Below are 14,931 nucleotides of genomic sequence, written 5' to 3'. Positions count from 1 at the left end.
TTACCATGCAAAGAGAATCTTTAAAAAGAGATATAGCAATAATAGGTGTTTCATGTATATTTTCCGGTTGCGATAATCCCCTTACATTTTGGGAAGAACTCGCCAATGGAAATGAACTGATTGAATTTTATACAGATCAGGAATTATTGGAAAGCGGAGTAGAAGCCAAGACCATTCAAGATCCTGGGTATGTAAAAGTAAAAACATTTATAGATCACTCTGATAGCTTTGATTATTCATTTTTTGGTTACACCAAGGATGAAGCTAACAGTATGGATCCGCAAACCAGAATTTTACATCAATTGGTATGGAATGCATTTGAAGATTCATGCTATGATCCATCAAAAATTCAGGACAAAGTAGGTTTATATCTTACTGCTCCGGATAATTTCAATTGGATCGCTCATACAACTATTAATAAAAAAGATACAGTTGATCCTTTTTATTTGTCACAAATCAACAATAAAAATTTTTGCAGTTCTTTAATTTCATATAACCTGAATTTAAAGGGACCAAGTATTTTTATGGATACTGCATGCTCAAGCTCACTGGTGGCTATACATACTGCATGTAGGGCTTTGTTACTAAGAGAGTGTTCCATGTCGGTTGTAGGAGGAATTGCCTTAAATACCAAAGATGAAAAAGGGTATATGTATGAAGAAGGTATGATCTCTTCTAAAGATGGGCATTGCAGGGCGTTTGATGAAAATTCTAGTGGAACAGTAGGTACAGAAGGTGGTGGTGTGGTTGTATTGAAGAGATTAGAAGATGCTCTTAATGATAACGATCAGATCTATGCGATTATAAGAGCAACTGCCGTTAACAATGACGGAAAAAGAAAAGTAGGATACACAGCACCCAGCATATCAGGCCAAGTTGATTGTATAAAACAAGCTCATAATTTTGCTAAGGTTTCCCTTAATGAGATTTCTTATATAGAGACTCATGGTACCGGGACAAAACTGGGGGATCCTATTGAAATAGAGGCTCTTAATAAGTCATTTAATTATGATCAAACTTTAACGTGCGCCATAGGAACTGTAAAGTCTAACTTAGGACATACTGGTAATGCAGCAGGGATTGCTGGAATTATTAAAACAGCCTTATCTTTAAAAAATAGGATAATACCACCATCTTTACATTATGTAAAAGCAAATTCAGAAATAAGTTTTAATAAGGGGCCATTTTATGTTAATACTCAAGCAAAACTATGGGAAACGAAAGATAATGGTCCATTAATTGCGGGAGTAAGCAGTTTCGGAATTGGGGGAACCAATGCTCACGCAATTTTAGAAAATTTTGTACCTGATCATACAAACAATCATAAGGATAAACAGGTAAGTAATGTCATAGCCTACTCTGCCAAAAGACCTGAAGCTTTAAGGCAATATTTTACAAAGCTAAAAAAAATTATCACCAAAAATCATGAAATTAACCTTTCAGACCTTTCCTATTCTTTAAACACAGGAAGGGCTCAATTTGATTATAGAAATACTGTCGTTTTCAAAGACAGAGAAGATTTATTAAATAAACTAGAAACTAAAAAAGATCTCTACCAAAAAGCAAAATCTTCTCAGCCTATTGTTTTTATATTTCCCGGGCAGGGAGCACAATATTTTAAAATGGGAGAACAGCTTTATCAACAAGAAGAGGGTTTTAAGCAGTATATAGATCAAGGGCTTTTAATTCTGAAAAATAAATTTAATACAGATTATTCTCACATCCTAGGATATGGTGGCACTGATATTTTCGATCCTTTAAAAATTAACGAAACAAAATATACCCAACCTTTATTATTTCTTATTGAGTATGCATTGGCAAAATTTTTTATTGAAATAGGTATAAAACCTTCATTAATGATAGGTCATAGTCTGGGAGAATATGCTGCTGCATGTATTTCTGGAGTACTTTCTTTTGAAGACGGATTATTGTTGGTGGCAGAAAGAGCTTTGCTGATGAGTAAATTACCAACCGGGAAAATGATGGCCGTAAATGCTTCTTTTGAACAAGTAAAAAATGAAATAACGAATAATGTTTCAATCGCAGCGATCAATTCAGGTCATACAACAGTTTTATCAGGAACAGAAGAAGATATTCAGGAGTGTATCAATATATTTAATAAAAAAAATATTACAACCACACTTTTAAAAACCTCACACGCTTTCCATTCTCATATGATGGATGATATTTCTTCAGATTTTGAAAATTTATTTTCTGAAATTAATTTATTGGAACCAGAAATTCCATATATATCTAATCTTACTGCCAATTTTATTTCAAATGATGAAGCGAAATCATCTCAATATTGGAAAGAACAAATGCTGAATACAGTTCTTTTTGAAAAAGGGATTAAAAATATTCTGAGGGAGTCAAAGGAGTATATATTCATTGAATTAGGGCCTTCTACATTAACAAATGCAATTAAACAAAACGAGTGTTATAAAGATAATGCCATTATTAGAGTATTGCCAAAGTTCAATGAAAATGAAGAACAGAAGTTTTTGCACAAAGCTTTGGGAGAATTGTGGCAATCTGGTATTAATATAGATTGGAGTAAATATTATCAAAATAAAAGGAAAAAGAAAATTTCATTACCCACTTATCCATTTGAAAAAAATAAACTGGATTTTCATGTCAATCCTTTTAAGCAATTTAACATTGATAATAACTCTTTGTTTTTAGACCTTTTATATCAGAAAAAGTGGAAGAATAGTCAATTGTTTAAAGATGCAAAAGAGGAGAAGGCAACCTACATTATTTTTTCGGAAAACAGTGATTTATCGCAAAGTATAATTCTTGAACTGGCAAGCAGGAAAATTGACTTTATAGAGTTAGAAAGGAATGATTTTTTTAATGAAAATGAGGAAATAAATCTAGCAAATGTTAAGGATTATTTGGATAGAATTATTAATACTGATAGTACTAATTATCAAATTGTTTTCACTTGGAACATACAGGATAATCTATTAAGTGCAATGGTTTCTGTTTTCAAATTATTTAATATCATCGGAAAATTTTTAATCTCTAAGGATTCAATGTCAACCCATAAGATTACTTTATTGGGTCATTATAATAACATGGAAATTAATGAAAATAGCAATATAACATTACTATCTTCTTTTAGTCAGCTATATGTATGCGCACAGGAAAATAAAAATATATTCAGTTTTCTTTTAGATGTTCCGTCAGGAAATGATATTTCTTATCAAAAATTAATTGATGAAATAAAATACAACTTTTCAGATCCTGTTGTAACTTATAAAGGAGATCAAAGATATATTCCTTTTTACGAAAGACGGAGTGAGGAAAATTATAATGTTCAGCTCGATTCCAAAGTTATTCTTGTAATTGGAGGTTTTGGCAAAATCGGGACAATTTTGATTAGTTACCTGTTAAAAAGCAACGCTAAAGTTGTTGTTGTTGGCAGAAAATCAGTTGATAAGTTGGATGAAATATTCAAAAGTAGAATAGGGAACGAGGTGTCTTATTTTACTTCTGATATTTCTAACCTTGAGGCTTTTGGATCAACAGTTACTCTTATAGAACAGGAATGTGGAAAAATTAATGGAGTATTAAACTTAACTGGAAGCCCTTCGGACGACTCTTTAAAACTTATAGAGCATATTGATGTGGAAACGATTCAGGATCAGCTGTCTTCAAAAGTTCAGGGAATTATCAACTTATATGAAATTTTCTCCAGCAGAAACCTTGATTTTGTATGGATTAGTTCCAGTTTATCAGCGGTACTTGGTGGTCAGACCTTTGGAGCTTATTCCGTAGCCAATTCTTATATGGATTATTTTATAGGTAAATCTAAGCCTGAAAATTGGACCAGCATCAATCTGGACGGGTACAGTGAGGGAGCAATAAATGATATTAAGCTCATTGAAATATTTAAAACCACAGTGTTTTCCAATGCACAAAATCATCACATCGTTGCATCTATTAAAAATCCCAATCAGTACCTGACTTATGATTATAAAATACAAGATAGTCCGGCAGATTTTATTTCCTCAGCCAATCTATATAGCACCGATTATGTAGAGCCTGTTTCAACTACAGAAATTAAACTTTGTAGATTATTTAATACCTTTTTTGAGCCTAAAAAAGTTGGAACTAAAGATAATTTCTTCGAATTAGGTGGAGATTCATTAAAAGCAATGACCGTTTTGAAAAGTGTAAATAAAGAATTCAATCTGGAACTAACTCCCCAAGATCTTTATGCTGCCCCTACAATAAAAGATCTTGCCCTTCATATAGAAATGATATTATTTGTTTCAAAAACAGTAGTCAGCAATGAGCCGGACCGAAAGACTATCATCATATAAATCCTATTCTTTACCATTATATGTTAAATTTATTAGAAGAATTAAAAGATAAAAATATTTACATTTCTGTAAAAGATAATAACCTTGTTATTGACACCACAGAAGATATTGAAGAAAGTCTTATCAAACGAATTAGGCTTTATAAAGAGGAGATCATATCCTATATCCTAAAGCATAATTCTAATAGCATTACCAAACATACCGCTACCGGAAAAGATCATCCTGTTTCAGATGCTCAGAAAAGGTTGTGGTTACAAAGTCTTACTGAGGAAGGATCTAAATCTTATCATATCAATTATCCTATTGAGCTTCCTTCAACTTATAATCTGGAAATAGTCAGACTTGCTGTTTTACAATTGATCAAAAACTTTGAGATTTTCAGAACGGTATTTAATCTTAACAACAAAGGAGAAATAAAGCAAAGCGTTTTAGAGGAAGATAATACAGGATTTGATGTTGAAATTATTGATCTTAAGGATGAATCAGATGCTATAAAAGTAATAGAAAATGCTGTTCAAGACTTGAATTCATTGGCATTCGATCTGACTAAAGGATCCTTGCTTAGATGTAAAATTTTTGAGCTTAAAGATAAGATTGTTGTATATTTTATCTTCCATCATATTATTATTGATGGAGTGTCTTTGAATATTATAAAGCAAAATATTTTGAACTATTATTTTGCAATATTGCATTCAGAAGAAATAAGTACTCCAAAGTTACAGTATCTGGATTATACATATTGGAAACTTGAGGCAGTTAATAATGGAAGTTATAATGTTGCGCAACGATATTGGGTAGAGCTTTTGTCTAAAAAAATTCCAACAATCGATTTACCTTCTTATGTTAAAAGACCATCCGTTAAAACATTTAACAGCTACTCATTAAAGACAGTTATTTCTTCAGGACTTACCCAAAAGTTGGAAGCATTTGCTAAAGATAACAAAGGAACTTTAAATGTAAGTTTACTGAGCGCTATTTATGTCATATTAAATAAATATACTTCAGAAAATGACATTACATTAGGGACTTTTACTTCCGGAAGAAATCATCCAAGCCTTAATGAAATGCCTGGGCTTTTTGTGAATACCATCGTACTAAATACCGTATTGGAACCTCAAAAAGATACTTCAACAGATATATTCAGAAAGGTAAAGGAGTCTTTTACAAAAGCTTTTACATATCAGGATTACCCTTTTGATTTGTTAATTGAAGATTTACAATTATCCCCAGATGTTTCGAGAAATTCCTTATTTGATATCACTGTGGTTTTTCAGGATTATCTGGATAATGAACTCAATGAAATATACAATGATGAAATCGTAGAAATAGGATTTACTAAGAGAGCTTTTGATATTAACTTTGAGTTTATAAATAAAGGATCTTTTTTAGAAATGATTACAACATTTAATGTAGACATTTATAACAAAGAAACAATTATTGGATTTATATCTCACTTTAAAGAAGTACTTCATCAGTTTGTTTTTTCTTCTGAAATTCCGTTAAAATCTCTGGATTACATAAGTTCTGAAGAAAAGGCAATTTTGGAGTCATTTAATTCTACGGAAGTTAACTACCCTAGTGATGAAACCATTATAAGTTTATTTGAAAAACAGGTATTAATAACGCCTGATCATATAGCGGTTGTCTATGAAGATATTTCATTGACTTATTTTGAACTGAATGCAAGATCGAATCAGCTGGCTCATTATTTACGTGAGAAATATTCCATAAATGGAGATGATTTGATCTGTATTGAACTTCCTCGAAGTGATAAGATGATTGAGGGTATTTTAGGGATATTGAAGTCGGGAGGAGCTTACGTTCCAATTGATGTAGATTACCCGCAGGATAGAAAGGATTATATTTTGGCTGATACCAATTCTAAGGTAACAATAGACGAATCTTTTCTTTTGGATTTTGAATTGGTAAGAAATTACTATTCGACAGAGAATGTAGATATATTTATCAGGCCGGATCATTTGGCTTATATCATCTATACTTCGGGAACGACAGGAAATCCTAAAGGGGTAATGATTGAACATAAAAATGTGGTTCGTTTATTGTTTAATGATCATTCGCTTTATGATTTTAATAGTAATGATTCCTGGACATTATTCCATTCCTATAATTTTGATTTTTCGGTATGGGAGTGTTATGGCGCTTTACTCTACGGAGGAAGTCTTCATGTAATCACCAGAAAGACAGCTCAGGATCCTGGCTCCTTTTTAAGCTATCTTATCAAGAACAATATAACTATATTAAACCAGACCCCAGCTGCTTTTTATAACCTGTCGGAATATGATAAATTATTTAATCAAGGGCAGTTGGCTTTGCGATACATAATCTTTGGAGGAGAGGCCCTTAATCCTCTTATGCTACAGGATTTTCATCGTAAATATCCGGAAATCCGTATGATTAATATGTACGGAATCACAGAAACTACCGTCCATGTTACCTATAAAGAACTTAGCGCTGCAGATATGACACGCTCTTTATCTAATATAGGCAAACCTATTGCGACATTGGGCTGTTACATACTAGATAAATATCATCACATTGTACCTATAGGTGTTGTTGGTGAGCTTTACATTTCGGGTTCAGGACTGGCCCGAGGCTATCTTAATCTTGAAGAATTGACAGAAGATAAGTTTTTAGACAATCCATTTGTTCCAGGAACAAAGATGTACCGTACGGGAGATTTGGGACGCTGGTTGCCAGATGGTAATATTGAGTATTTAGGCAGAATTGACCATCAGGTAAAGATACGTGGGCATCGGATAGAGCTGGGAGAGATCGACAGTTATGTTTTAACTTACAATGCAGATATAAAGAGCGTAGTTACTGAAGTTAAGGAACATGGAGGAGATAAGATTCTGGTGGTATATTATGTTTCCGGCTCCCCGATAGATAAGCATGATTTATCACAATATCTTGCAGGAAAGCTTCCCCAGTATATGCTTCCGGGTTTTTATGTAGAATTGGATCATATTCCTTTAACGAGCAACGGGAAGGTTGACCGAAAGAGTTTACCTGAGGTAAGCAGTACGGATATGATTAAAAATGAATATGTAGCGGCGAGAAATGAAGAAGAACAAGTGCTGGTTTCTATTTGTGAGCAGGTCTTAAAGTATAGACCTATCAGTATTCGAGACAATTATTATAACCTTGGAGGAGATTCCATAAAATCAATTCAGATCGTTTCCAGGCTTCGTCAGCAAGGGTATAGCCTTAAGGTAGAACATATTCTTCAGTATCCGATTTTAGAAGAGCTGGCAGGTTATATCACGACAGATATTGTTGAGATTGATCAGTCTGTTGTTATAGGAGAAAGTATACTTACTCCTATCCAAAGATATTTCTTTGAGAGTGAGGATATTGTTAACAAGAATCATTATAACCAGTCTGTTATCCTAAAGAGTACAGAAAAGCTTTCGGTAGCTGCATTAGAAACTTCTATAAAACGTCTTGTCGAGCATCATGATGCCTTGAGAATGGTTTATAGCGAGAAAGCTGGATTTTGGGTTCAATATAATTCAGGAATAGAAAATAATCACTATCATTTGCAATCTTTTGATCTAAAAGATAGCGGAAGTAACTCAGAAGAATTATCCCGATTACAAGAGATAGGCGAGGAGCTTCAAAGCTCCATAGATATAACTTCAGGAGTTCTATTTCATGTAGGCCATGTATCAATGAGTGATGGCGAGCGTCTTATATTAGTGGTTCATCACTTGGTAGTTGATGGTGTATCATGGCGTATCTTGTTGGAAGATTTAGGAAAGTTATACAAATCGGAAGTTCAGGGGCTATCTTATGAGCTTCCCTCCAAGACAGATTCTTTCCAGCGTTGGGGTAACGCATTGGAGGATTATAGCAAAAGCTCAGCATTATCTAAAGAGCGTTTGTATTGGGAAGGAATAGAATCCGAAACATATGCTTCCATTACTACGGATTATCCGGTGAAAGGCAAACAGATCTTAGAAAACAGCTTAGGTTTTGACCTGAATACCGATACTACAAAATTACTACAAACACTTGCGGGTAGGAAGTATAATGCAGAGATCAATGATGTTTTATTAACCGGCTTAGCATTGTCTCTAAAGGATCAGTTTGGAGTATGCAAGACGAAAGTTTTGATGGAAGGCCATGGTCGTGAGACTATGGGTACAGGTTTAGATATCAGCCGTACGGTGGGTTGGTTTACCAGTGTGTATCCTTTTAATCTTGATATCAGTGATGATAGCCAACCCGTCATGGTAAGTGTAAAGGAGGGTATGCGAGAGATTCCGAATAAAGGAATCGGTTATGGTATTCTGAATTATCTGAATGAGCCATTTACTCCAAAGAGTTTGGCTTGGTTACAGTTTAACTACCTTGGCGACTTTGATGATGCAGGAAATTATGATACAGGAGAATCTCAATCATTATTCAGTTATAGTTCTGAAAATATAGGTCCTTCCGTTTCCTTGGATAATTTATTTACAGATATCTTACTGGATGTTTCCGGGATGACGGTTAATGGAGTAATGAATATCAATATTCGTTTCTCGAATAAAGTATTTACAGCAAATACGATAGAGTCTCTTTTATCAGCATATCAGTCTCATTTAGAATCTATGATCAGAGAAAGCGAAGATTCATCAGTGGCTTTAACCCCATCAGACCTTACTTACAAATACAAAGGCTTATCATTCAGTATCATTGAAGAAATCAGTAAAGATGCTGAAATAGAAGATATTTACGAACTTTCTCCGATGCAGCAAGGATTGTATTACCATTGGTTAGTAAATCCTAAAGGTTTGTCATATTTTATGCAGACCTCCTATCGTGTTAAGGCTTCTGACCTAGATTTATCTCTGATAGAAAAGGCATTTGGAGCATTGGTTAACCGTTATACCATTCTTCGTACTTCCTTTGAGAACCGTTATGGAGAAGTTCCTTTACAGATTGTTCATAAAGAGGCTCGAGTTGACTTTAAGCATTTGATCCTGGCATCCGAACTTGAATTAGATAATATTAAACAAGGCGATATAGACCGAGGTTTTATTCTGAGTGAGCCTACGCAGATGCGTTTACTTGTGGTTGAATTACCGGATGGATATTATGAGTTTATTTGGAGTCATCACCATATCATTATGGACGGTTGGTGCCTGAGTATTTTAATTAATGATTTTTCCACAATATTAGGGAGCCTTCAAAATGGTATTTCGATTCCGTTACCTGATACAGAGAAATACTCATCCTATATTAAGTGGCTTGAAAGTGTGGATAAAGAAGAAGCTTTAGCATATTGGAAAAACTATCTTCAGGGCATTGATTCCCCTACATTGATTCCTTTTGTTAATACAGATGAAGCATCCTCTTCCCATTACCTTACCGAAACCCTTAGCATAAGAGATCATGATTTTGGTGCTATTGAAAATTTCTGCCAAGATTTAGGGATTACATTGAACACTTACGTTCAAGGAGCATGGTCTTATCTTTTAAGTTCATATAATTCCTCAGAAGAAGTAGTCTTTGGCAGCGTAGTATCCGGAAGACCTGCAGAGATTCCAGGTATTGAGAATATGGTGGGCCTTTTTATCAATACGATCCCCGTATGTGCACGAATTGGGGAAGAGGATACTCCACGAAGTTTATTAAATCAGATTCATCAGGATTCTATTCAGAGTAGCCGTTATCACTTTAATAGTTTGGCAGAGATCCAGTCTTTATCCTCTTTAGGAAAAGAACTGATAAATCATATTATTGTTTTTGAGAACTATGTAAAGAATGATAAAGGTAATGTAGAAACAAGTTCATATGCGGGCTTATCGTCTGAGTCAGTAGGTTCTTTTGAACAGACAAATTACCCCCTTACGATTGTAGCAGTTCCTGACCATGGCGGTCTGCATATTGAGTTCCGTTATGATGCTTCATTGCTTTCGACATCCTCAATGAAGTTTTTGGTATCTCACTTTAAAGAAGTACTTCATCAGTTTGTTTTTTCTTCTGAAATTCCGTTAAAATCTCTGGATTACATAAGTTCTGAAGAAAAGGCAATTTTGGAGTCATTTAATTCTACGGAAGTTAACTACCCTAGTGATGAAACCATTATAAGTTTATTTGAAAAACAGGTATTAATAACGCCTGATCATATAGCGGTTGTCTATGAAGATATTTCATTGACTTATTTTGAACTGAATGCAAGATCGAATCAGCTGGCTCATTATTTACGTGAGAAATATTCCATAAATGGAGATGATTTGATCTGTATTGAACTTCCTCGAAGTGATAAGATGATTGAGGGTATTTTAGGGATATTGAAGTCGGGAGGAGCTTACGTTCCAATTGATGTAGATTACCCGCAGGATAGAAAGGATTATATTTTGGCTGATACCAATTCTAAGGTAACAATAGACGAATCTTTTCTTTTGGATTTTGAATTGGTAAGAAATTACTATTCGACAGAGAATGTAGATATATTTATCAGGCCGGATCATTTGGCTTATATCATCTATACTTCGGGAACGACAGGAAATCCTAAAGGGGTAATGATTGAACATAAAAATGTGGTTACACTAATCTATTGGTCACAAACAGTATTTCCGAAAGAAGATTTTGATATTATATATGCTGCGACTTCTTATTGTTTTGATATTTCTGTATATGAAATGTTTTTAGCTCTTTCTTGTGGTAAGAAGCTAAGAATCTTACAAAATGCTTTTAAAATTAGCGATTATGCAAAAGTAGATAAGAATATTTTAATTAATACGGTACCTTCAGTTTTATTGAGCATTTCTTCAGAAGAATTATTTGAAAATGTAAAAATTCTGAACTTAGCAGGCGAGGCGTTAACTTATAAGCATATTCGCCATGTTCCTTTAGAATCTTTAAAATTATATAATATTTATGGACCATCAGAAGACACTGTTTATAGTACCTTTTTTAAAGTTAAAAGAAAAGCTGTTACAGTTCCAATCGGCAAGCCTATATCAAATACTCAGGTTTACATACTAGATAAATATCATCACATTGTACCTATAGGTGTCGTTGGTGAGCTTTACATTTCAGGTTCAGGACTGGCCCGAGGTTATCTTAATCTTGAAGAATTGACAGAAGATAAGTTTTTAAATAATCCATTTGTTCCAGGAACAAAGATGTATCGTACGGGAGATTTGGGACGCTGGTTGCCAGATGGTAATATTGAGTATTTAGGCAGAATCGACCATCAGGTAAAGATACGTGGGCATCGGATAGAGCTGGGAGAGATCGACAGTTATGTTTTAACTTACAGTGCAGATATAAAGAGCGTAGTTACGGAAGTTAAGGAACATGGAGGAGATAAGATTCTGGTGGTATATTATGTTTCCGGCTCCCCGATAGATAAGCATGATTTATCACAATATCTTGCAGGAAAGCTTCCCCAGTATATGCTTCCGGGTTTTTATGTAGAGCTAGAGAGTATTCCATTGACAAATAATGGTAAGATTGATCGTAATAATCTTCCTGCAGTATTGTCAAAAGATTTAATTAAGAATGAATATGTAGCCCCGGTTACAGTACATCAGCGTATTTTGGTAGAAGTCTGCGCACAGGTGCTTAAGTATGAATCAATAAGTATCAAGGACAATTTTTATAATCTAGGGGGAGATTCAATAAAATCAATTCAAATTGTATCAAGACTACGCCAGCAAGGCTATAGCCTTAAGGTAGAACACATTCTACAATATCCTGTATTAGAGGATCTGTCTCGTTATATAACGAGTGAAGTGGTTTTGATTGATCAGTCAGCCGTCACAGGCACCTCTATTTTAACCCCTATCCAAAGATATTTCTTTGAGAGTGAAGACATAGTTAACAAAAGCCATTATAACCAATCTGTTATTTTAAAAAGTATACAGCGGCTTTCATTCTCTTCTTTGGAAGCTTCTATAAAACGTCTTGTTGAACATCATGATGCATTGAGAATGGTCTATAACAATGTGGAAGGTATCTGGACCCAATTTAATGCAGATGCTACTTCTAAACATTATAGTTTTGAGTATTTTGACTTAAGAACAAGCGCATCAAGCAAATCAGAAGAACTTGAAAGTCTACAAAAGATAGGAGAAAATCTTCAAAGCAATATTGATATAAGTTCGGGTATTTTATTTAATGTTGGACATGTTTCCATGAAAGATGGAGATCGTATTATATTAGTGGTTCATCACTTGGTAATTGATGGAGTATCATGGCGTATCTTGTTGGAAGATTTAGGAAGATTGTACGAGTCCGTAGTTCTGGGCTTATCATTTGATCTTCCGACCAAAACAGATTCTTTCCAAAATTGGGGAAAAGCTTTAGATGAATACAGCAGGAGCTTAGAACTCTCTAAAGAACGTTTATATTGGGAAGGAGTAGAGTCTAAACAGTATGATACTATTGTGACGGATTATCCGGTATTAGGGAAGACTATTTTAGAAAATACGCTTGGCTTTACTTTAACATCAGAAACTACAAAATTATTACAGACCCGTGCGGGAAGGAAATATAATGCGGATATTAATGATGTTTTACTGACTGGTTTAGGATTAGCGTTACAAGACTATTTTGGTGTAAGAACTACTAAAGTTCTAATGGAAGGTCATGGTAGAGAAGTAATGAAGACTGGTCTTGATCTCAGCCGAACAATAGGTTGGTTTACCAGTGTATATCCTTTTAGTCTTGATATCAGTGATGAGAGCCAGCCATCTTTGGTAAGTGTAAAAGAAAGTTTACGCCGTATTCCCAATAAAGGAATTGGTTATGGTGTGCTCCATTATCTACAGCAAGAGATTCTTTCTGTGTCCAAAGCGAGTGTTTTATTTAATTATTTAGGAGACTTTAATGATATAGGAGCTGGTGATTCAGGTACAGAAGCTATAACTTCTTCTATATTGAGCTATTCATCAGAATACATTGGCTCACCGGTTTCCCGCGATAACCTTTTAACCGATATTTTACTAGATGTTTCCGGCATGACGGTAAACGGCGAGATGAGTATTCATATCCGTTTCTCAGGTAAAGTATTTAAAGAAAGTACAATAGAAAGGTTATTATCTTATTATCGTACCCATTTAGAAACTATGATTAAAGAAAGTGAAGCTTCATCAGTGGTGCTTACTCCCTCAGATCTTACCTATAACAGATTGCCATTTACTACTCTTGCAGAAATGAGTAAAGATTCAGAAGTAGAAGATATTTATGAGCTTTCACCGATGCAGCAGGGATTGTATTACCATTGGCTGTTAGATACTAATAGTTCTGCATACTTTATGCAGACTTCATATAGAATTAAGTCTGTAGATCTGGATTTATCCCATGTAGAAGAAGCGTTTCGTATATTGGTTAACCGTTATACAATTCTACGAACCTCTTTTGAGAACCGTTATTGGGAGGTACCTTTACAGATTGTTCATAAGAATGCTCGTGTCGAGTTCATGCATTTACAGTTAGAATCGGGATATCAATTAGCTTCAATTAAAAATGACGATATACACCGTGGTTTTAATTTGGGAGAACCGACGCAGATGCGTTTAATGGTTGTGGAATTACTGGATGATTACTATGAGTTTATTTGGAGCCATCACCATATCATTATGGATGGTTGGTGCCTGAGCATTTTAATCAATGATTTTTCAACCATTTTACAGAGCCTTCAGCAGGAAAACACTTTGTCCCTACCAGAACCTGAAAAATACTCTTCGTATATTAAGTGGCTAAGTACTGTAAACAGGGATTCTACTTTGGAGTACTGGAGAAGATATCTTGATGGTTTAAGTTCAACAAATCTTATTCCATTTGAGAAACCAAAAGAAAACATTGGATATGATCTAGCATCTCATGTCTCTTTTATAAACCGTGCGACATACAAAGAACTTGTTAAGTTCTGTCAGGATTTAGGAGTGACCCTGAATACATATGTGCAAGCAGCATGGTCTTATTTGTTGAGTTCTTATAATCATTCTGAAGATATAATATTCGGAGCCGTAGTCTCAGGAAGACCTCCGGAAGTATCAGGAATTGAAAGTATGGTAGGTTTGTTTATTAATACCATTCCTATTCGTGTTATTTTTAACAGTAATGATACTCCACGAAGTATTTTAAATAAAGTTCACGAGGATTCTATAAAAAGTACAGATCACCATTACCTCAGTCTTGCAGAGATACAGTTGAAAAGAAATCTAATCAATCACATTCTCATATTCGAAAATTTTTTAATGAGCAATGATATAGCAAATAACAGCGGATCTAATAAAATGACAGTAGAAAAGTCTAATCTACATTTACAGACTACCTATGATTTTAATTTTGAAATTTTACCTACAGGACAGGACATGCGGATTTTGGTTGATTATAACAAAAATGTTTTTGATGATTATTCAGTTGCCAATATTGTAAAGACATTCGAAGATATTTTAGTGTTTTTTAAAGATAATATTGATCTTCCACTACATGAAGCCAAAGAAAAGTTAGAAAAGCAGAGTATATATTTTAAAGCAGTTGTTCAACAAAACATAAAAGAAATCATAACCTCTATGGATGCTGATTTTATCAAACAAAAAAATTCAAAAAAGCTAAGTGCATTTATAAAAAAATAACA

Annotated in this window: 2 protein-coding genes; both read left to right on the top strand. The window is 34.2% G+C overall.

Features of this window, described 5'->3' with window-relative positions:
• The first annotated feature begins 5 nt into the window (after positions 1-5).
• The gene (locus KKI44_RS11275) at positions 6-4,328 is read left to right on the top strand and encodes a type I polyketide synthase (protein WP_214587374.1); all 4,323 of its coding nucleotides are present in this window, start codon (positions 6-8) and stop codon (positions 4,326-4,328) included.
• A gap of 20 nt (positions 4,329-4,348) precedes the next feature.
• Positions 4,349-14,929, top strand: a complete 10,581-nt coding sequence (locus KKI44_RS11270; RefSeq protein WP_214587373.1) for a non-ribosomal peptide synthetase — start codon at positions 4,349-4,351, stop codon at positions 14,927-14,929.
• The last annotated feature ends 2 nt before the right edge of the window (positions 14,930-14,931 follow it).

It is taken from the genome of Chryseobacterium sp. ZHDP1 (genome assembly GCF_018603435.1).
In the GTDB taxonomy this organism is placed as follows: domain Bacteria; phylum Bacteroidota; class Bacteroidia; order Flavobacteriales; family Weeksellaceae; genus Chryseobacterium; species Chryseobacterium indicum.
The sequence above is the reverse complement of the archived record's forward strand: the minus strand, read 5'-3'. Positions and strand labels throughout refer to the sequence as shown.

Coding starts and splice junctions, on each gene's coding strand:
- KKI44_RS11275 (WP_214587374.1), top strand. CDS start 6: ATGCAAAGAGAATCTTTAAAAAGAGATATAGCAATAATAGGTGTTTCA.
- KKI44_RS11270 (WP_214587373.1), top strand. CDS start 4,349: ATGTTAAATTTATTAGAAGAATTAAAAGATAAAAATATTTACATTTCT.